20 protein-coding genes are annotated in these 18,936 nt (G+C 62.9%); all 20 read right to left on the bottom strand.

Annotation, left to right across the window (positions count from 1 at the left end):
• Positions 1 to 408, bottom strand: a 408-nt coding sequence (locus HMPREF2924_RS24445; RefSeq protein WP_256567975.1) for a toprim domain-containing protein, incomplete at its 3' end; no start/stop codon positions are given.
• Between the two features lie 269 nt (positions 409 to 677).
• Complete coding sequence (locus tag HMPREF2924_RS24440; protein WP_023124755.1) at positions 678 to 1,118, bottom strand: single-stranded DNA-binding protein; 441 nt, start codon at positions 1,116 to 1,118, stop codon at positions 678 to 680.
• Between the two features lie 73 nt (positions 1,119 to 1,191).
• Positions 1,192 to 1,719 (bottom strand): DUF3158 family protein, encoded by a 528-nt coding sequence (locus HMPREF2924_RS24435; protein ID WP_023124754.1) that lies wholly within the window; start codon positions 1,717 to 1,719, stop codon positions 1,192 to 1,194.
• Complete coding sequence (locus HMPREF2924_RS24430) at positions 1,716 to 2,501, bottom strand: PFL_4669 family integrating conjugative element protein (RefSeq protein ID WP_023124753.1); 786 nt, start codon at positions 2,499 to 2,501, stop codon at positions 1,716 to 1,718. Before HMPREF2924_RS24430 ends, HMPREF2924_RS24435 begins: the two co-directional genes overlap by 4 nt.
• 317 nt (positions 2,502 to 2,818) lie before the next feature.
• A complete protein-coding gene (locus tag HMPREF2924_RS24425; protein ID WP_023124752.1) occupies positions 2,819 to 4,063 on the bottom strand; it encodes an STY4528 family pathogenicity island replication protein in 1,245 nt (414 codons plus the stop codon).
• 3 nt (positions 4,064 to 4,066) lie between these two features.
• Positions 4,067 to 4,627 carry a DUF2857 domain-containing protein gene (locus HMPREF2924_RS24420; protein ID WP_022579830.1) on the bottom strand — a complete coding sequence of 187 codons (561 nt, stop codon included), beginning with the start codon at positions 4,625 to 4,627 and terminating at the stop codon, positions 4,067 to 4,069.
• Between the two features lie 15 nt (positions 4,628 to 4,642).
• Positions 4,643 to 6,271 (bottom strand): ParB family protein, encoded by a 1,629-nt coding sequence (locus tag HMPREF2924_RS24415; protein ID WP_033940618.1) that lies wholly within the window; start codon positions 6,269 to 6,271, stop codon positions 4,643 to 4,645.
• Positions 6,264 to 6,512: a hypothetical protein gene (locus tag HMPREF2924_RS24410; RefSeq protein ID WP_022579828.1), complete on the bottom strand. Its 249-nt coding sequence runs from the start codon at positions 6,510 to 6,512 to the stop codon at positions 6,264 to 6,266. Before HMPREF2924_RS24410 ends, HMPREF2924_RS24415 begins: the two co-directional genes overlap by 8 nt.
• Complete coding sequence (locus tag HMPREF2924_RS24405; RefSeq protein WP_022579827.1) at positions 6,496 to 7,371, bottom strand: ParA family protein; 876 nt, start codon at positions 7,369 to 7,371, stop codon at positions 6,496 to 6,498. Before HMPREF2924_RS24405 ends, HMPREF2924_RS24410 begins: the two co-directional genes overlap by 17 nt.
• Positions 7,372 to 7,413: 42 nt before the next feature.
• On the bottom strand, positions 7,414 to 7,626 hold the full coding sequence (locus HMPREF2924_RS24400; protein ID WP_014603611.1) for an AlpA family transcriptional regulator: 213 nt from the start codon (positions 7,624 to 7,626) through the stop codon (positions 7,414 to 7,416).
• 118 nt (positions 7,627 to 7,744) lie between these two features.
• Positions 7,745 to 8,500 carry a hypothetical protein gene (locus tag HMPREF2924_RS24395; protein WP_023124750.1) on the bottom strand — a complete coding sequence of 252 codons (756 nt, stop codon included), beginning with the start codon at positions 8,498 to 8,500 and terminating at the stop codon, positions 7,745 to 7,747.
• 564 nt (positions 8,501 to 9,064) lie between these two features.
• Complete coding sequence (locus HMPREF2924_RS24390; RefSeq protein WP_014596114.1) at positions 9,065 to 10,993, bottom strand: tyrosine-type recombinase/integrase; 1,929 nt, start codon at positions 10,991 to 10,993, stop codon at positions 9,065 to 9,067.
• 426 nt (positions 10,994 to 11,419) lie between these two features.
• Entirely contained in the window at positions 11,420 to 12,328 is a 909-nt protein-coding gene (locus tag HMPREF2924_RS24385; RefSeq protein ID WP_003141085.1) for a LysR family transcriptional regulator, read from the bottom strand.
• A gap of 232 nt (positions 12,329 to 12,560) precedes the next feature.
• A complete protein-coding gene (locus HMPREF2924_RS24380; RefSeq protein WP_023101533.1) occupies positions 12,561 to 13,712 on the bottom strand; it encodes a S1C family serine protease in 1,152 nt (383 codons plus the stop codon).
• A 24-nt stretch (positions 13,713 to 13,736) separates the two neighbouring features.
• The gene (locus HMPREF2924_RS24375; RefSeq protein WP_023101532.1) at positions 13,737 to 14,702 is read right to left on the bottom strand and encodes a zinc metalloprotease HtpX; all 966 of its coding nucleotides are present in this window, start codon (positions 14,700 to 14,702) and stop codon (positions 13,737 to 13,739) included.
• Positions 14,683 to 15,177, bottom strand: coding sequence for a phosphate-starvation-inducible PsiE family protein (locus HMPREF2924_RS24370; RefSeq protein WP_049301369.1), 495 nt, complete (start codon positions 15,175 to 15,177; stop codon positions 14,683 to 14,685). Before HMPREF2924_RS24370 ends, HMPREF2924_RS24375 begins: the two co-directional genes overlap by 20 nt.
• The gene (gene kefB-GI, locus HMPREF2924_RS24365) at positions 15,174 to 16,889 is read right to left on the bottom strand and encodes a heat resistance system K+/H+ antiporter KefB-GI (RefSeq protein ID WP_023101530.1); all 1,716 of its coding nucleotides are present in this window, start codon (positions 16,887 to 16,889) and stop codon (positions 15,174 to 15,176) included. The genes HMPREF2924_RS24370 and kefB-GI overlap by 4 nt, the downstream gene beginning before the upstream one ends.
• Before the next feature lie 3 nt (positions 16,890 to 16,892).
• A complete protein-coding gene (trx-GI, locus tag HMPREF2924_RS24360; protein WP_023083191.1) occupies positions 16,893 to 17,333 on the bottom strand; it encodes a heat resistance system thioredoxin Trx-GI in 441 nt (146 codons plus the stop codon).
• On the bottom strand, positions 17,323 to 18,468 hold the full coding sequence (locus tag HMPREF2924_RS24355) for an RNA polymerase sigma factor (RefSeq protein WP_023101529.1): 1,146 nt from the start codon (positions 18,466 to 18,468) through the stop codon (positions 17,323 to 17,325). Before HMPREF2924_RS24355 ends, trx-GI begins: the two co-directional genes overlap by 11 nt.
• Before the next feature lie 79 nt (positions 18,469 to 18,547).
• Positions 18,548 to 18,936, bottom strand: a 389-nt coding sequence (locus tag HMPREF2924_RS24350) for an HdeD family acid-resistance protein (protein ID WP_177344965.1), incomplete at its 5' end; no start/stop codon positions are given.

Here is an 18,936-nt window from a genome sequence, read left to right as displayed (position 1 = left end):
GATCGACGCATCGTTGAGCGCCGACAGCCACAAGCGTTCGATGGGGCCACGGTAGCCGCACAGGTCGATGATCTCTCGGGCGATCAGTTCGCCCTCGCGGTCGGCATCGGTGGCGATGACGAGATGGGTCGCCTTCGCCAGAAGCGCCTTGACGACCTTGAATTGCGTGGCGGCCTTCGGTTTGACCTCGACCCGCCACTGCTGGGGAATGATGGGCAACTGTTCCAGCGACCAGCGCTTGAGCGCCGCGTCATAGACCTCGGGTGCTGCCGCTTCTACGAGATGGCCGATGCACCAGGTGATGGTGATGCCGGAGCCGTTGAGGCAGCCTTCACCGCGCCGCGTCGCGCCGAGAATCCGGCCAATATCCTTGCCCTGGGAGGGCTTCTCGCACAAGAACAGCCGCATGTCCGTCCATCCGATTTCCGTGGTTCATTGAGTTGCTGGAATCGAGGATGCCGGGCACCGCCAGGGGCAGCAGCAAACAAGTCGCAAGCGGTGGCGACCACTTTCACAGGATGGAATGGCTGGGGCGGAGATGGCGTGCAGCCGGGGTGTGCGGGCCGGGAGCCGCGATTTTCGGGAGCGCATGGAAGCCGGTGGACGTTGATGGAGCTATCCCCTGGGGATAGCTCGCGAGAGCATGGAACGGCGAACAGTGGCCGGCCCATGCCGGGTCACTTCCTACGCCGCGGCTCTTTTGGCGCAGCCGGTTCCTGGACTGCCTGGGACTTTGCCTCCGCATCCTGCGGCTTCGGGCTGAGGGTCACGGACTCGATGCGGAACGGCAGGATGCCGACGCTGCGCGCGTTGATCTGCCAGGTCTCGCGTGGCTGATCTTCGTTGTCCGTCCAGGGCTCGCGCTCCATGCGGCCGACGACCAGCACGCGCATGCCTTTCTGGTAGAGGTTTTTCCAGTGCGCGGTGTCACGGTGCCAGATTTCCACTGGCGCCCAAAAGCCGCCGCGATCCTCGAAGTCGCCGCCTTTGGTGGGAACGGGGTTGTCGAAATACACGTTCAGCCGCAGCAAGCGCCGCGGCTCGTCGTTGCCGTTGGGGAACTCCCGGTACTCGGGCGGGGAGCCAATGTTGCCTTCGCCCCAAAAATGCGTGCTCATGTTGCAATCTCCATGGTGATTGAAATACCCGAGCCGCGTCGGCGTCGGGCGCGTACTGGGGTGTCCGGTGTCATCACCGATCACGCATTCCAGGTGGGATGGACTTGAGCCTGCGCAGGTAGGCGTCTTCCGCCTTGGCGGCCTTGCTGGCGCACTCCTGGGCCTGCCTGCCCAAGGTGTGCAACAGGCTGATCTGCATGTTCAGCGTGATGCGCTGAAGCTCAATCGCGTGCAGCTCGGCCAACAGGTTGACCGGCGTGCCGATGTTCGCCATCAATTCCTGCCACAGGGCTACGCCCATGGCTGAGCGGTCGTGCTTGCGCCAGCGCAAAAACGCCGTGCCTGCGCCAGTGGTTTGCTGGGCCAACTCCACGGGCAGCAGGTGGAAGGGATGCCCGACTGCCTGTTGCAGCACCTGCCGCTGCGCCAAGCCAATCAACTCGTCGCGCATGGCGAAGCACTGGCTGGCCCAGCCCTCAAGATCCCCCTTACCCTTAAAAGGCTTTAAAAGGCCTTTTAGAGAGGCAGCGTGTTCCAGCTTCATGAAGGCAGCCTGTTGCAGGCCCTGGAAGTAGCGGGGTTCGCGGTTCGGATCGCTCATGCCTGCTCGCCCTCGACCTCGCCGGCGCCGACCTCGGGCACCGCGCCGGTGGCGGCCTCGTCGTTGGGGGCAGGCGCTGCAGCAGGACTCTCAGCACGCTGTTGCAGGCCACGGCGCACGATGGGCGGCGCGAACTTCGAGCGGCGCGTGCCTTCCAGCACGTCCTGCGGCAGTTCGCCGAATTTCTCCAACGCCGCCCGTGCTGCGGCGTTCTTCGACACGAAGTCGTCGCGCGTACAGCCCGAATAGCGGTATTGCTGGGCCAGCGAGAACAGGCTGCGCAGTGCATGGGCGCCCTCGTTGAGCCAGCGCTCCAAGGTGCTGCGGTCGATGAGCGCCGTGTGGTGGGCGAGGATCAGTTTGCGGGCGATGTCGTCGTAGTCGGCCAGCAGATAGACGGCGGCAAAGCCGAGCTGCGCATTGACGAACAGCGGCAACTTGACGGGCTGCACGTTGAGGTTCTCGCCCAGGCTGAGTGCCGGCGGCACGCTTGCCAGCGCCTGATCCACCTGCTCGCGCAGCGATTGCAGCGTGGTCTTGGTCTGGTCGAGCTTGACCTCGATGCGCAGCATCCACCAATCCGAGTACGGGTCGTCCTGCTCCGAACCGCGCCGCATCTTGTTCATTTGGGCGATGTAGCCGTTCAGGCCGACGATGCCGGGTCGCCCCTCGGCGGCGGCACGGCCATGCCAGATGCGCGAGGCGTGGTGCGTGTGAAGCGTCAGCGACATCGCGCTGCGCAGGGAGCCGAGATTCAGTTGCAGAGGTTCATTGGTTGCCATGGTGTCCGCTCGTTGTGGGAAAAGGAGCGGTCAGCTTCGGCAGGAAGCGGAAGGCAGTCAGTCAACAAACCGAAACCAGCCAGACCCCGGTTCAACGCGTGGTGGCCGCATGCGGCGCGAGCTATCCCCAGGGGATAGCTCCATGGAGCGCCAACGAACGCTGCACGTCGGGATCAGGACGGGCAACGCCGCTGCTGCGGCAGATGTTCGATGTCAGGTCTGCGACTGCACAGCATCCGCCCCAACGGTGGAACTATCCCCAGGGGATAGCTCTATTGGCATCCATGGGTGTCCACTTCACCGCCTTGCCAGCCTGCTCACTTGTTGGCGAGCAGATCTCGAAGCCGCTCGATGTGCTGCCTGGCGACTTCTGGTGGCACCGGCTTACCCTGCGTTTGGGCCGGCGGTGCGGGTGGTGGCCGTTCGTTTGGTTGAGTGGGTGCCGGTGGCGGGTCTTTCTTTGCCCAGGCATTGAACTCACCGTGGATGGCCCGCTGGATGATGCCGAACAGATACCCTGCGGGATTGCGGATGCCGTGGTTGCTACAACGCGCGGCCCATTCGTCCAGCACGTCCTGCCTCAGCGAGGCATCAACCTGCTGCAATGCCACCTTGGCACCCGCCTGCTGTTCCGCCTTCAGTTGCGCAAAGCGCTTGGGCCATTGCAGATCGTCCAGTGCGCGCGCCTGCGCAGTAGTACGTATTTCATTAATACAACTACTACGTACTGTACGGGCCTGCTTCGGATTCCGAAGAGAGACGTCTGGCGCGGGTTTCGGCCCTGCTTCGGAATCCGTAGTGGGGCGTTCGCCATTCCGAAGAAGGCTCGGAGCCCCTTCTTCGGAATCGTGAATGGCGTCTTCCTGTGGATAACTATCGCTGGCCGTAAGGTCCTGGTTGGCGAGGCGTTCGGCCATCACCTGCAACCGTGACGGGAGGGTGCGTCCGGCCAGCAATGGGTCTTCACCGATTTCCTTGAGCGTGTGCAGGCCCACGATCTGCACGGCCTTGGCAGAATGGCCGAGCGCCTGGCTGACGAGTTGCAGGTAGTCCGGGTCGAGCTGCATGGCCTCGAACGGTGTCAGAGGTTCGTCGTGCAGCACGTACAGATTGCCGAGGATGCGGCCAGTCTTGGGGTCACGCCGTCGCCGAACCAGGCTCAGCCAGCGGGTCAGGCGCATCAGTGTCAGCGCCCGTGCCACGGTTTCATGCGAGGCCTGGCCTGCGCAGGGCATGGACGCCAGCCAGGGCCGCAACTGCTCGTAGGTGGGAAATGCGGTCACACCATCGTCGTTGAGCATCAGCCGGAACACTTGCCAGGCGTTTCGTTCCAGCGGCGTCAGGCGGCGGTCGAGGAACAACTTGCGTGGCACCGTCTCGTGCCGGTTGCCACTGAAGAGGAAAGCATCGCCGGAGGTAGGCGTGGGCGACTGTGCCGGTGTAGGCGCAGGTGCGCTGGGGGCGGGCTTGGGCGCAAGGTCTTTCAGCGCAGCATCGAACAGCTCTGCGAGTGCGATGGGGCCTTGGCGTCGGACTCGTGGTGCGGTGTCGTCCACGGCCATGACTCAAGCCAATCCCTGATCGACCCAGCCCTTGATCGAGGCCCAGACCACCGACAGAGGCAGCGACATGCCTTCGGCCAAGTCCATGGCGGCATCGAGAATGGAGGTTTCGTCTTCGAGATCGACCGTCCTGCTGTTGGTCACGGCCTTCCATTGCCGCCACAGCTCCGTGTCCTGCTCCTCGTCCAGCACGGGATGTCGGCCCTTGCGCTTGGGCAGACCGAGGATTTCACGGCGAAGCGCTACTTCCTGATGCGTCAAGCCATAGAACTTGCTGACCATCTCCGTGCTCGCGCCCAGCCTGAGCATGCGATCGACTGTGGCGATTTCCTTCTCCACGTCCTGCGCCTGCTGGAGCAGCCGCCGCAGCACTTCGCGGTTGACCGTCACTGAGCACCAGGAGACGTTGGCGTTGGCCAGCACGCTGATCAGCGCGGGATGCTTGAGGGCGTCCAGCTCTGCCTCGCCAAACCCCATCAGTTTGCAGCGGCGCAGTTGCCCATTGCGCAGGTCATAGAGGGCCTGGGCGATGACAGCCTGGTTGAGTGGGTGTGCTGTGGACATGCTGGCCTCCCTCGCTTAGGTTCCAGAGTCCGCAGCGCCGGCTTCGAGATCGAGCAGGCGGCGGGCCAGTCGCAGCAGGCGGAACAGCTTGACCAGCGCGGTGTCGCTCAATCGTCGGGTTACGTCGCCCTGGCCGTGCAGCAGCGCCGGCAGGTCGATGACGAGTTGCCCGTTGTCCAGACCGACATCGGCGGGCTGCTGACCGGCCAGGCAAGCCAACAGCGTATGGACGGCACGGCCCAGCGGCGCTGGGTTTGTGGTGCGAGCACGGCAGGCGAAGCCGATGCCGTCTGGGCGGTCATCGATGCACTCGCCCAGGTCTGCCTCGACCGCAATCTCGCGGGCAAACTGCGCGACGTGGATGCGCAGGTGCTCGGGTGTGTCCAGGCCGGGGGCGATGTACCAGACATCCGAGATCGGATAGAGCCCGCCGGCCTGCACCGGGATGGACTGCAAGACATTCGCCGAGAAGTCGTGCGGCAGTGGATCGCCCAACTGGTCGGCGACCATGCGCTGGATGGACTCAAGCCGTTCGGTCGTCGGCGCTGGCGAGACGATGTGCTCCCGAAGCACGTCGTCATCTACCGCCGGACTGGCTGCGCCAGAATGACTGGCGTCCGCGTCGCTCTCGCCCGTCGAGGGCGTTGCCGTCGGCCTCGCAGCAGGTGGCGCAGTATCGGCCGGTGGGCGCGCGATGGCTTCTGGCTCTGGCAAGGCAGGCGGCGTCGAGGGCGGCGTCGGCTCGCTGACCAAGGCCCGCTGGCGGCTCTCGGATTCGGTCATGTCCAGAGCGAGCACGTCGTAATCGACGTCCAGCAATTCGGTCATCTGGCCGATCAGCTCGTCCTGTACGCGCTGCGCAGAGAACTCGTCGGCCTGGACATCGAATTGCGACAGCACATCCTGAAAGAACTCGTCGAAGTCCTGAACCAGTGAGCGGCCTTTGGCGTAGTGCTCCCAGGTGCGCTCGCAGGCCTTGCGCATGACCGACAACCGCTCGACCTGGTGACGCCCCAGGCCGGCGTAGAGCACGGTCGGGATTGCGGGCAGCAGGTAGCGTACGGCGTCGGCCATCCGGCTGATGTGCGACTGCTGCACGGGGTATCCGTCCGCGGCCAGGCGGCGGGCCAGCTCGGACTGGCTCAGGGTGGAGCGGATTTCCAGTTCGTAGAACTCGCGCGCTTTCTCGACGCCCAAAGCGCGCTCGATGAAGGTGAGGCCACCGCGCAGTTCGTTTTCCGCAAGATGCCCGGTGAGCGCGACGATCTCGCCACGCTCGGGCCATGGGCGGAACAGGCATGAGACCCGAAAAAAACGTTCGTCCCGGGTCTCCGACCAGAGTTCGCGCAGGATTGCCAGTCGCGTGTTGCCGCCATTGCGGATGATGTAGTGATCGTCGCCGGGCCGCCGGGTGATGGCCGGAGCCGCGTCCAGGCCACGCTCGCGGATGGATGCCTTGATTTCCTCGTACACCGGATTGCGCTTCTTGCGCGGGTCGTGGTCGTAGGGGCGCAACTGGTCGAGCGTCACGACCATGGGCGTGTCGGCGATCGGGTCGCTCAAGGTCGTTGCTGACGGGCCGCTGCGCTCGAACCCGGACGCAAGCAGTTTGCCGGCCATCTGCTGGGAGGTGATCTCAGTCATGGCCGCCCCCCTGCGCTTGGGATCGGGTCTCGCGCTCGGCACGACGGATCTGCGCACGGGCGTTGAGGGCTGCCCGGTGATCGCTGGCCGTCGAACTGGTGTAGATCGCGGCGCAGCCTGCCTTGGTGAACTTGAGGTGACCGCCCGCCGTGCGCTTGACGTGCCAGCCTTCGCCGACGGCGAACTCGATCAGGGCGCGCAGCCGATTGTGGCCTCGGGCCAGTTCATGTGCGTTCGCCATGGGGCCTCCTGATATCAAGAGGCTGTGGCGGACGGCCGGACACTGCGGCCAATCGATCCTGCCACTGCGGGAACAACTCGTCGGCAAGATCGCGCATGGTGGTGAGCGCGGCGGGAGCGACTCTGCCCACTGGCTGGCGGTACTCGACCCGATGCACCGGCAGGCCGCGCGTCGCGGCCCGCGGATAAGCCTCAATGGCCGGCACGTCGGTAGCCAGAACCCGAATGCCGGTGTGGCCCTGGAACAGATCGCGCAGCGCCTGCTGGATCAGCCGTGCGTTGGCGGACACCGGATGGACGCGGTTGATGAGCAGGTGCAACGGCGGCGGCTCGATGCCCAGGTGCCGGTACGGCGCAATGTCCGCCAGCAACTGCATGGTGCCGCGCCGCAGTTCGCGGGCGGCGAGGATTTCCGGGGTCACGGGCGACAGCGCGAGGTCGGAGGCCAGCACCGCCATCTCCAGCAGCACCGAGCGCGCGCCCTGGGTGTCGATCAGCACCAGGTCGTAGAGGGGGTTCAGTATCGGCAGTAGGTGTCGCAGCCGCAGTCGCCCGTCTGGCGCGTGCAGCAGCAAGGTGTTCAGTTCGCCTCGGTGGTCGTTGGAGAGCACCAAGTCCAGGCCCGCGATGATCGTGCGGGACACAAGCTGGCCGAGGTCGCGCTCGTTGAAGGCCAGCAATTCATAGATACCGCCCGGCGCACGATGGGCCAGCTCGTAGTAGGAGGACAAGGTGGGCTGCACATCGAGATCGAGCAGCAGCACGCGCAGCCCGGCGTCCGCAGCGAGACCGCCAAGGTTTGCGGCCGTGGTGGTCTTGCCGACCCCACCTTTGGTTGAAATGATGGATACGACCTGCATGGCGTTCTCCGGGTCAGGATGGAAAGTCCGCGAGAGAACGGGTCAGGCCCGGTTGTTGACGCGCTCGTCGATCCACTGATCGATTTCGATGGAATCCCAGCCCACGGCGCGCACGCCCAGACGCAGCGCCTGCGGGAACTGGCGTTTCTTCATCAGGTTGTAGATGTGGGCGCGCTTGAAACCGGATTTCGCTTCGACTTCTTCCAGGCGCAGGATGCGGCGTTCGTTTGGCTGCAGTACAGGTGTTTGCGACATGGCGGTCACTCCTGAACGCTCAGTGGCGTTTGTTGGCGTGACCTCTATTCAATAGACACGGCTGCGAAAAGACATTGCAAATGCAATCCCCGCGACTGCACATACAAGCTGGCAAATCTCAGAGGGAGGCGCTACGCAGTCGGCGCCTGGCGGTGGCGAACTTGCCGTTCAATGTCCGCTCCGCGATGCCCATGGCGCCGCTGTGATGGGCAACCAGCGCGCTGACCACGGCCTCCTGCGTCTTGAAGCTGGAGTACGGCGTGCCCGATGGCGACTGGCCGAGCATCAGCTCCAACAGGCCGCCAACGATGTTCAGGTAGGTGGCCTCGGCCCGATCACTGATCGGACACTGCGCGCATGCCGGAATCACCGTGGGCTGCTTGAGCAGCGCGTCATGCTTGTCCTGCAAATCGCGGAGCTGACGTTTGGTCTGTTCCAGGGCGGATTTCAAAGCCTGGCGTTCGACCAGCATGGCTTGCCCTGTTTCCAGAGAGATGGAGGGATGGGTGATGCGCTCGCCGCGGGAGAAGAGAAAGCCGGGCCGCTGCTCGGGGTAGTGCTGGCGCATCCAGCACTTCAGATCGACATGGCGTACCGTCAGATCAGGCGATTCGATCAACGCGGTGTCGCGCGTCGTGATGCCGTGCTGCCCGAAGGGCAGTTCCCCGTTGAGGATGCCGTCATAGATGCGGTCGGTGTACAGCCGCAGTTCGCCCAAACGTGGGCAGTCCAGCGACTGCGGCAGATTCATAGGCGACGAGACCGAAGCCAGGATCACCTGCTCGTATCGCAGCAGTCCGGCCCAGCGGATGGACGCTTCGAGCGGGCGGTAGAACACCTTTGATGTTGGTGCATCATTTTTGTTCTCGTGCATGCTCCGTCTCCTTCCAGGAGAAGAACTACAGGGCCGACTGCTTTTGCAGCCGTCCTCATGGTCGGCCTGTTGTCCGCGCAAGACGCGAGTGATGACGCCCGCTTTTGATTACTTCTGATCAGTTCGCGCAACGAGTAGGCGTTGTGTGCTCGATGTGCAAAAATCCATCGAGCACAAGAAAATCGAGCGTCCGTCGCGGCTCGACAGTGACGCTTGCACTATCAGGATCGTGAGAAGTGGCTGCTCTCGCAAAACCGTATCGGTATGGTCTGATGCGCCAGCGGTTTCAAAAAGCGGCGAACGCTCGGAATCTATTGATCGGGGCTTGAGATTGGCAACGAAAATCCGCTGGTGTCATATCCGATCGAGATACTGATATAGCGAGATAGCATTACCGAGAAGTCGCCTATGGTGACTGCCGAGCGCTGATCCGACGCTAAACGCTGCCTGCCAAAACGTGGAAATTGCGAGTTGGCCGCGCAGAAGACGGATGGGCGGCCATGCGAAGCGATCGACGTTCCCTCCTTTGACCTTGACCGGACGGTGCTGCCGCCCGGCCTCAGCTCAACGGGCGACGGGATCTTCGGGCATATCAACCAACATTGCCGTTTTTACCAGGCGCTCTACAGTCTGCCTGGCCAGCACCGGAGACGCCTCCGATTGCTCTGCAAGCTCATCGGTTTCTATGGCATGTGCGGCGACCAGTCGAGCTGCAAGATGCAGGTTGGTCGGATCGACGGCCTCGATGACTGGACACTTGCCCAGGGCATCGTATGGCCGCAGCAGTGCGTGATAGATGTGCCAGGTGTCGATACCGCGCGGCACCAGCTTCAGGACAGCCTGAATCAGCTTGCGCTTGATGGGGTCGAGTTGCCAGTCCGGGACGCGCTGCCCACGGTGACCCAGATGGATCGACAGGAGATTGCCGGCCTGAATCTCGTAAGTGATCCAGCGGCGGGACTTGCCAACCAGCTTGGCGTAATCGGCCACCGACAGGTTGTGGGATGCCTCGAATATCTCCAGCAATTGCAAGCGCTCGCGCTGCACCTCTGACAGCGTGGGTCGCGCGTACTCGGGCAGATGCACCGCCGAAAGTCGATAGACGGAAGCTGGAACCGCTGGTGCATCGGGTGCAGGCGCAACGATCAACTGAGGGGCGTTTGGATTCAGGGCGGGCGGCTGCGCTGCCGCCTGTCCGGCGATTGTGGGCAGGCCCTGCAACGTGATGGTCAAGTGCGTGCTGGCAACTTCGACCTGATTCTGCTCGAACAAGTCCAGCCGGTCGGCCCAGTCCTGCATCATGACGCGGCGTTGCTCGACGTACTCGGCGTGGTTGTAGGTCGCGCTGATCCGATCCGGATCGGCATGCGAAAGTTGGGCGTCTACCCACTTGGGCGGATACCCCAATTCATTGAGCGCAGTCGAGATGGTGGCGCGAACGCCATGCCCAGTGAGTTGGTCTTCATAGCCCATACGCTTGAGCGCGCCATTGAGCGTGTTCTCGCTCAGAGGGTTTTTCAGGCACCAATCACCGGGGATGAGATACACCTGTGCTGGCTTCAGATTTCCCAGCAAATGACGAACGACCTCTTGTGCCTGCAACGACAGTGGCACGATGTATGGCGGGATGTCGGCGAAACGCTGGCGCTTCTTCTTGGTGAGCTGCTTGCGTTGCTTGAGCCTGACAACCGGGATGATCCACAGACCGCGCTCCAGATCAAACTGATCGGGCGTGGCGTAGCGCAATTCACCGGTGCGCACGCCCGTGAGCAGCAGCAGACGTAGACCCAGTTGCGTATTCAGGCGACCGCTGTACTTGCGCAACGTCTGCAGCATTGCCGGCAGCTCGGGCATGCGCAAAAAGGGATTGTTCTCCACCGGGGGCAGCGGCATCGCCACCACGTCCAAATCCTTGGCCGGGTTGTCGCCCATGTTGGGCACCACCACCGAGGCGTAGGTGAATAGCTGGCTGAACCAGGTGCGCAGCTTCTCGGCCACCGACAGCGAGCCACGCTTTTCCACTCTGCCGATGATGTCCAGCAGGTGGGCGCGGGTGACGTCGTAGATGGTCAGGTGGCGCAATACGGGAAACACGTCCTTGGCGAAGACGCGCCCGATCTGCTTGGGCGTACTTTGGCGGCCCTCATTTTCCAGAGAGAGGCTGCGGTGGGCCAGCCATTTGTCGTAGATGGCCTGGAAGGTGTGCTCGCCCGCCAGGACGATGGCGTGGCGCTTGCGCTTGCGCTCCGAATGCGGGTTGATGCCCTTGGCCAGCATGGCCCGGGCCTCGTCGCGCAGATTGCGAGCGTCTTTCAGGGAAAGCGCGGGATAGCCACCGAAGGACATGCGCTCGCGCTTGCCGCCCCAAGTGAAGCGGAAGTGCCAGGCCTTGAAGCCGGTGGCGGAGATGTAGAAGTAGAGACCGTCGAAATCGACAAGCGAATACGCCTTGCCGGTCACCTTGGCCTGTCGAACCTGGAGGTCTGAAAGCATGAGTCCAACTCCTGCGAAGCGAGTTGGATGCCATGTTCCCGACGGAACCCCGGCTCCTCCAGCAACAATACGGTTTTGGGGACCTCCGTATTGCCAGTGTACCGCTCAACGTACCAGTTAGAACCGGCTGGGAGTGGATTTCGCTGGATGTCAGTGGATTGAGATCAGGTAAAAATCTCAATCCTGACAATGACTTACGACGTTCCCTGGCGTTCGGTGGAAGTCCCTGGAAAGTCGAAGTGGAGCGGGTGAAGGGAACATCATCGTGTTCCTAACTCGTTGATTGATAACGAGTTTTCCGCACTCGGCGAACCGAGATGGACATAATTATGGACTGAAAACCACGCTTGGTCAACGCGCGCTCCGAGCAAGTCCAGTGCGAGCCATGGACAGCCAGCAATAGCCAATGTACCCGAGCGCTCAACGTCACGAGGCCGGTTCATCTCCCTTTGGCAGGAACTCCTCGCGGGCGCGCTGCAGAAACCGCTTCATGGGCTCAGAGGGTTCGGCGCTGCGGCGCAGCAGGTAGGTGGACAGCATGGGCGGCGTGCCGGCCAAGGGGCGAACGGTTATGTCGGGGCGGTTCAGGGTCTGCACCTGCGAGGCAATGGCGAAACCTAGGCCATAACCGGCACCGACCAGAGTCAGCATCACGCCTAGGCTCGTCACCTGATCTACCAGCTTGAGCGGCTTGGACGCACCTTGAAGCACCGCCTGGATCTGGTGGTGGCAGCCCGATCCCGCGTCCGGATGGCACAGTACCAACGGAAACTTCAAGGCTTCATCCAATGGCACTTCCGCGTGCGCCAACAAGGGGTGGCGCACGGGCACGATCACCGACAGAGGATCGGTCCACACGGGCTCGGCGACAAGGCCTTCGCTCACCGCGTCCGACAGCGCAAAGCCGATGTCCAGCAGATCGTTGTGCAGGCCCTTGAGCTGCTGCGCGAAAGGCAGCTCGAAGACGCGAATCTCCAGTTCGGGCTCTTCCTCGCGGCTGCGCGCCAGCAAGGTGGCAATGTGGGGCTGCGCCAAGCTGTCGCAGATGGCGATGCGCAGATAACCCTGATAGCCCTGCGCCGCCGCCTTTGCGGCACTCACCGCCTGCTCCACGGTGGCCAGCACACGCCGGCACTCACCGAGGAACACTTGACCGGCCCAGGTCAGTCGCGTCTGGTGCGCGCTGCGGTCGAACAACTGCACGCCGAGCGTGGCTTCGAGATTGCGCATTGCGCGCGACACAGGCGATTGTTCTACGCCAAGGCGCTCGGCCGCTCGCGCGAAATGCAGTTCTTCCGCGACCGCAACGAAATAGCGCAGTAGTCTGAGTTCCAATGCGGCCTCCTGTTTGCCTCGTTCCTGGCCTGCGTCCACCTCATGCGGATTGCGCCTCGCTTTCTCCTTCGATGATTGGCAAGAGGTTCCGGCGTTGCATGCTTGCCTATTCGGATAGGCAGATCGCATCCGAAAATTACGGAGGTTGAGGCGGAACGCTACCTGGCCGAAGACCTGAGAACCTCAATCACCGCGACGCTGCACTACCGCCTGATCCACAGGTTCAGTTCAATCAATTCCCGGGTTGCAGCTCCACACGCACCTCGCGCGATTTGCCGGCCCGTTCCACTGACAAGACCACCACATCGCCGACCTTCCTGTCGTCTAGCCGCGCGAGCAGCTTGGCCACATCGTCCGTCGCCTTGCCATCAACATCGATGATGCGGTCGCCCGGCACGATGCCTTGCGGCGTGACTTCGACACCCGCGAGGCCGGCCTTGTGCGCTGCCGAACCAGGGGTAACACGCAACACGAACACGCCCTTGCTTCCGGTCAGTGCAAGCAGGCGCTGATTGAGCTGTTCGTCCACCTCAATGCCCAGCGCCGGACGGATGTACTTACCGGTCTTGATGAGTTGCGGGACTACGCGCATGACGGTGTCCACCGGCACGGCGAAACCAATCCCGGCCGAGGCGCCGGAGGGGCTATAGATCGCCGTGTTGATGCCGATGAGCCTTCCTGCCGAATCGAGCAGCGGCCCACCGGAGTTGCCAGGGTTGATGGCGGCGTCGGTCTGGATCAGGTGATCGATGGCCGGGCCGCCCGCTTCTCCGGGTAACGAGCGGTCGAGCGCGGAGACGATGCCGGTGGTGAGCGTCCAGTCCAGGCCGAAGGGGTTGCCGATAGCGAACACCTTCTGACCCACCTTGAGGTCGGCACTGGTGCCGACCGGCACGGCCGGCGGGCGCTTGAAACCGACGCCAATCTTGAGCACGGCGATGTCGTGCGCTGGGCTCGTCCCCACCAGCGCGGCCTGGTAGTCGCGGCCATCGGCGAGTTTGACCGTGGCTTCAGAAGCACCCTGGATGACGTGGAAGTTGGTGACGACGTGGCCGGCATCGTCCCAGATAAAGCCCGAACCGGTGCCGCGCGGCATGGAAAAGACATTGCGAGTCCAGACGTCGCGCACCAGCTGCGCGGTGGTGATGTAGACCACCGAAGCGCGCGATTCTTCGAACAGTTCGATGGTGGCTTTCTCGTCCGCCGCCAGATCGCCACGCGCCGTCACGGTGCGATCTGCCGCCTCGCGCGGACTGAACCAGGCCTCGATGGCGGGCAGGAACTGCCACACCAGCATGAGCGTGGCAATACAGGCGGTGATGAAGAGCCAGCGCCGGACGAAGTGGTCCGGCGCGGGACGTTGGTACGGGTCGGGGTAGGCCATGAGAAGTCTCCTGTTGATAGGCAATCAGCGCCACAGCCCGCTCGGGTGCCAGCGCGGCGGGCGCGGCGTCACAGCGGATTCCGGCAAGAAATGGGGCGCGTGGAATGGCAACGCTGATGCTGGCCCAGGCGCCAACGTCAGTACGCGTGAGATGCGTACTTGCGTGGCCGGATGCGTGCGCAACCAGAAGGGTTCGGGATTGCCCCATCCCGGCCACAACCAGGCGCGCCAGGAGCGGCTGACCCGCTCGATTTTCGCCAGCGCGGACGCCAGCCCCTGCGGGTCGCCAGTCAGTTCCGCAGCGAGGCGGTCAGCGTCGAACTCACGCACGCGAGACAAGCCGAGCTGTGCGAGCAGGGCCAGCTGAGGCGATGCGGCCAATAACAATAGACCAGGCCAATAGACCTCCGCCGCGCCAACCAGCAGCGCGGGCAGGCTCAGCAGGATCGCGATCTGTCCCATAAGGGCCAGCAGGCTCGTGAGGCGAGTGACGGAATCCGCCAGCCCCATGACACGCATATCCTCATTGGCGATGTGCGCGACCTCGTGCGCGAGCACACCCGCCAGTTCGCGCGAATTCAGGTTGCGCAGCAGGCCATCGGTGAGGGCGATCGATGCCTCCTGCTTCGATCCGGTGGCGAAGGCGTTGACGACGGCACTGGGCACGTAGTGCGGCACCGGCGTGGCGAGCAAACCGGCACGGGCGGACAGCTCGCGCAACAGGGCCCAAATCTCGGGGGCTTCGTGCGGGTACAAAGCCCGTGCGCGGTACAGGCGCAAGGTCAGCGCCGACGCAGCTGTCGGCTCCAGCAGCAGCGCGCCAGCAACGGCAATCAGCGCGAGCCACAGGCCGCTTTCCCCGAACAGCAGGCTTCCTGCGGCGGCTGCGATCCCGACCAGGGTCAGGCTCAACAGCCCGGTCTGCAGGCGGTTGAGCCAGCGATGTTGCAACCACGCAGCGCGCAGGTCACTAGGATGATGACGATTCATGCCCAGATTTCTCGGCGACGCGGTCGTCGCGATCGCGCAGCAGCCAGTAAGTGGTACCAAGCGCCAGTGTGGCGCCTGCCAGCGCGGCGATTTTGGCGGGACTCGTGTCGGGGTCGAGGACCACGAACTTGCGTGCCAGCGCGATCAGGCCGATGAGGATCACGGTCTTGACCTGGATGATGCTGTCCCGACGCAGCGCCACGCGCACGATGGAATGCTTGAACTCCATCGCGATCAAGAGCGTCATGATCATGCCGAACACACTCTGGAATACCTTGTGATCCAGGGGATTGAAGGCATCGAGAACCAGCAGCGTGAAGACGATGGAGATGAGCTGGAACAGCGACACCACGATGATGACGGCAATCACCGCCGACAGCACGAGCGCGACGACCTGCTCGAAGCGCTCGTAAAAACTCATGATGGCCCATTGGTCACGGAAGACCTGAAATGGATTGCGGCCTGTTGACTTCATGCAGATGGACTCCCTGCGACATTGCCGCTGTCGAGACGGCGGCGCATCGCACTGATGTTTCGTTCGACGAGCTCGGCCGACATGCCAAGCGACGACATCACTTGTTCCGCCAGCCCAAGGCCTGCGGCAAAGGATTGCTGGTACACACGCACGTTGGGCATGGCGCGAAATGCATCGGCCGCGGTCGTACTTCTGCATGACACCCACAAGGTCAGCGCCGGACGGCGCTCGGCAATCGCCTGGGCGATGCGCAGCACTTGCTGGGCATGGGCGAACGTGAGCACCACCAGACGCGCTTGCGCCAACCCGGCAGCCAGCAGGGTATCGGGCCGACTCGCATCGCCATGGAACACCGGCACGCCGGCGGCACGCTCGGCCTCTACCTTCTGCTCGTCTGCTTCCAGCAGCAGATGCGCCACGCCGGCGTGGCGAAGAATCTCACTGACGGTCAGGCCAAGCTCGCCCGCGCCGCAGATGATGACGTGGTCTTGAAATCGCGCTGTCTGCGCGGTGATCTCAACTTCTTCAGCCTGGGGTGGCTGAATGACGCCGCCGGTGCGGCTCAAGAACCGGGCAAGTACATCGTGATGGCGGATCAGTAGCGGTGCCAAGGCCATGCTGAGCACCAGCGCGACCAGCATGGGTTGTACGACGGTCGCGGGAATCAGATGCTGCTGCAAGACCATGCCCAACAACAGCAGGGCGAACTCGCCGCCATGCCCCAACGCTATGCCCGTGCGCCAGGCATCGAGGGCGGACAGGCGCGTCGCCCGCAAGGCCAGGGTGTTGAGCCCGATCTTGACCGGTACCAGCACTGCCAGCCACGCGAGCACCGCCAGTGGTGCCGAAAGAATCTGCGCTCCGTCCAACTGCAGGCCGATGGTCACGAAGAACACCCCCGACAACACATCGCGAAACGGTTTGAGGTGGCTTTCCATGTGGTGACGGAAGTCGCTCTCGCCCAGCACCATGCCGGCCAAAAACGCACCCAGGGCGGCAGATACGCCGACCGCGTGCGCAGCGGCGGCGGCAGCCACCACCACGCACAAGGAGACGAGCACGAACGATTCCTCGTGGCCCCGCCGCGCCACCCAGCCCAGCAGGCCATGCAACAGACGGCGCGAGGCGAGGGCCGCTGCCGCGAACAGCAGCAGCACACCGAATACTTCGAGCAGCACATGCTCGATCTTCGGCGACTCGCCGCGCGCCCAGATCGCCAGCAAGGCCAGCAGGGGCACGCTGGCCAGGTCCTGAAAGACCAGCACGGCGATGACACTGCGGCCGTGGCGGGTGGTGAGCTCGCCTTGGTCGGCCAGTTGTCGGCTGACCAGCGCCGTGGACGACATGGCCGCCGCAGTGCCGAGCAGCGCAGCGCTCTGAGCTGGCTGCCCCAAACCCATCAGCATCAGGGTCAGAGGTGCGGCCACAACGACCATCTGCAAACTGCCAGCCACCAGTACGGTCTTGCGAGTGAGCCAAAAGTGCCCGAGGGAGAATTCCAGTCCGACCATGAACAGCAGCAGCGCCACTCCCAGCTCGGACAGAAAATCAAGCGCTTCTCCCGGCGCGATCACGCCGGTGACTGAGGGGCCCAGTAAGGCGCCGACGGCGAGGTAACCCAGCAAGGCGGGTACTCTGAACGCCGCCGTCGCCACCGCCGCGAGGCTGCATGCCGCCAGCAGGATCAGGGTGGCGCCGAGCAAGTCCTGCATCGGTCAGCGCCCCACCTGTGCAGATGCCCAGCGCACGATGTCCTGCGCGCCCAAGGCGCCGGCCTGACGCCCGATCTCCCGCCCACCCTGGAACAGGGCGAGCGTCGGGATGCTGCGGATACCGAACTGCGCGGCCAGGTGGGGCTCAGCCTCGGTATTCACCTTCGCCAGCCGGATCCTGGGTTCGAGCTGGTGCGCCGCTTGCTGGAACTGCGGGGCCATCATCTTGCACGGCCCGCACCAAGGTGCCCAGAAATCGACCAACAGTGGCAGGTCGCTGCGCTCCACGTGGCGCGAGAACGTCGCCGTGGTCAACTCGATGGGCTCGCCCGTGAACAAGGGCTGCTGGCAGCGGCCGCAGTTGGGATGTTCCGATAGCTTCGCAGTCGGTACGCGGTTGATGGACTGGCAATGCGGACAGACGAGGTGAAGATTATTCTTCATGGTTCGCCTCCTTGGACCACAGTGAGGCTGCCTCGCTCCGGGTCACAGACAATGCCGACCAATCAACGCCTTGGAGCCAATCGTTCCCGTTTTTGCTTACTCCGGCCTCTTCCAGATGAGCAGCGATGAATGCTTCGGCCTGCATGAGCCACCTTCGGACAGCATCTTCCTTACTAGGAATCAGCAGGATTTCAGAGACGCTGCTGGCATCCAGCCCGTCCACACGGATAAGCAGAAAAATGCGCCGCCACAAACGCGGCATGTCCTTCAGCAGGTCGAATGCAAAAGCGAACTCGCTCGACCGATCAACTAGCTCCTCCTGTTCCGCGATCGTTGCGGCATCGGGATGCTGACTGTCAGCGATGATATCGGCCAGCCTGAGTGTGTCATCGGGCTGATAAAATTCGAAGACTTCCTCTTCCACCATGGCCTCGGCGACGTCTTGGGCATCCGGTTCGACCGGCGCGTCCAGAGAAACGAATTCGCCAAATTGCCGGCTGCTTGCCACTTCGTTATCCAGGACGGCGAACAGATGCTTCAAAAGACCGGTGTAAGCCTCTTTTTCCCCCGGCACGGATTGCCATTCCACCTCAGCTCGGACAATCGCTTCATCCACCACGTCGCGCAGCGTCGGATAATCGCGCGGTAAATCGCCGACGGCCCGCAGATAAGCCAGCTCACGCCTTGCGACAGCCTCAAGTTTCGACAGTAGAGGCATTCGGGTCGCCTCGGCCTCATGGGCGGCTGATGCGGGTTTTGCGGCAATCCGCACCTTGAGCTCGCGCAAGCGCTCGCGTCGTGCTTTGCGCTTGATTTGATCCTGAGCATGCAGTCGGTCAAAATGCTTCTTGGCCTGACGGAACAACGACTGTGCGAGCATCTGCGCGAGGGGCGTCAGCTCGTCATGTGATGCAGTAACGCTGACAGTCTTTTTGCCGGGCAGGTGCATATAGCCACTGGCCAGAAATTGCCGCTTGATCTTGTCGCGATCAAGGACGATTTGAAGTTGCGCTGAATCTTTAGTGTGTTTGTCGAGCAATGGCTTGAGGGCGTGCTCGATCACATTTCCCAAAGCTCTCTGCCAAGGTTCATGAAACTCTTTGTCGATAGCTCGATAGCTATATTGCATCTGCATGTATGACTCCTTCGATGTCATTTCTATGGAGGTATGAATCGAGGATGCTCATATCCATAGAATTTAGTTTGACCCGCTCTTATCCCTGGCGCGTTTTGCGAAGACGCCAACTCAAGAACAAAAGCGTGACACCATAGACTGCCGCATAGAAGCCCAACAGCCAGCCTGCGGCCAGGAATGACTCGACCGGACGGGAAAAAAATATCCACAAGACGATAGCGCCAAGGACAATCGAGAGCAGTCCACTGAAGGCAAGCCAAATTTCACCCTTGATTTCTTGACGCAGCCGAACGGCGGCGGATATCTCCAGCACACCGGTGAAAATCGCCCAGAAGCCCACGCTAGCCCATAAAAAAGAAGCCAAGACTATCGTGGCGACCCAAGGAGCAACCAGGACGACGACGCCCGTAAGTATGCCGACAATGCCGCTGAACAGCGTAAGCGTCCAGCCCGCCCACCTTTTGCTCG

Source organism: Pseudomonas sp. HMSC063H08 (assembly GCF_001813645.1).
In the GTDB taxonomy this organism is placed as follows: Bacteria; Pseudomonadota; Gammaproteobacteria; order Pseudomonadales; family Pseudomonadaceae; genus Pseudomonas; species Pseudomonas aeruginosa.
This window is presented reverse-complemented; position numbering and strand designations above follow the sequence as displayed.

Bases quoted from the DNA above. Each gene is read 5' to 3' on its own strand.
- HMPREF2924_RS24405 (WP_022579827.1), bottom strand. From the start codon at position 7,371: ATGCAGGTCGTATCCATCATTTCAACCAAAGGTGGGGTCGGCAAGACC.
- HMPREF2924_RS24395 (WP_023124750.1), bottom strand. From the start codon at position 8,500: ATGCACGAGAACAAAAATGATGCACCAACATCAAAGGTGTTCTACCGC.
- HMPREF2924_RS24420 (WP_022579830.1), bottom strand. From the start codon at position 4,627: ATGTCCACAGCACACCCACTCAACCAGGCTGTCATCGCCCAGGCCCTC.
- kefB-GI (WP_023101530.1), bottom strand. From the start codon at position 16,889: ATGCAGGACTTGCTCGGCGCCACCCTGATCCTGCTGGCGGCATGCAGC.
- HMPREF2924_RS24380 (WP_023101533.1), bottom strand. From the start codon at position 13,712: ATGGCCTACCCCGACCCGTACCAACGTCCCGCGCCGGACCACTTCGTC.
- HMPREF2924_RS24435 (WP_023124754.1), bottom strand. From the start codon at position 1,719: ATGAGCGATCCGAACCGCGAACCCCGCTACTTCCAGGGCCTGCAACAG.
- HMPREF2924_RS24400 (WP_014603611.1), bottom strand. From the start codon at position 7,626: ATGTCGCAAACACCTGTACTGCAGCCAAACGAACGCCGCATCCTGCGC.
- HMPREF2924_RS24425 (WP_023124752.1), bottom strand. From the start codon at position 4,063: ATGGCCGTGGACGACACCGCACCACGAGTCCGACGCCAAGGCCCCATC.
- HMPREF2924_RS24390 (WP_014596114.1), bottom strand. From the start codon at position 10,993: ATGCTTTCAGACCTCCAGGTTCGACAGGCCAAGGTGACCGGCAAGGCG.
- HMPREF2924_RS24440 (WP_023124755.1), bottom strand. From the start codon at position 1,118: ATGAGCACGCATTTTTGGGGCGAAGGCAACATTGGCTCCCCGCCCGAG.
- HMPREF2924_RS24430 (WP_023124753.1), bottom strand. From the start codon at position 2,501: ATGGCAACCAATGAACCTCTGCAACTGAATCTCGGCTCCCTGCGCAGC.
- HMPREF2924_RS24410 (WP_022579828.1), bottom strand. From the start codon at position 6,512: ATGGCGAACGCACATGAACTGGCCCGAGGCCACAATCGGCTGCGCGCC.
- HMPREF2924_RS24415 (WP_033940618.1), bottom strand. From the start codon at position 6,271: ATGACTGAGATCACCTCCCAGCAGATGGCCGGCAAACTGCTTGCGTCC.
- HMPREF2924_RS24355 (WP_023101529.1), bottom strand. From the start codon at position 18,468: ATGCAGATGCAATATAGCTATCGAGCTATCGACAAAGAGTTTCATGAA.
- trx-GI (WP_023083191.1), bottom strand. From the start codon at position 17,333: ATGAAGAATAATCTTCACCTCGTCTGTCCGCATTGCCAGTCCATCAAC.
- HMPREF2924_RS24370 (WP_049301369.1), bottom strand. From the start codon at position 15,177: ATGAAGTCAACAGGCCGCAATCCATTTCAGGTCTTCCGTGACCAATGG.
- HMPREF2924_RS24375 (WP_023101532.1), bottom strand. From the start codon at position 14,702: ATGAATCGTCATCATCCTAGTGACCTGCGCGCTGCGTGGTTGCAACAT.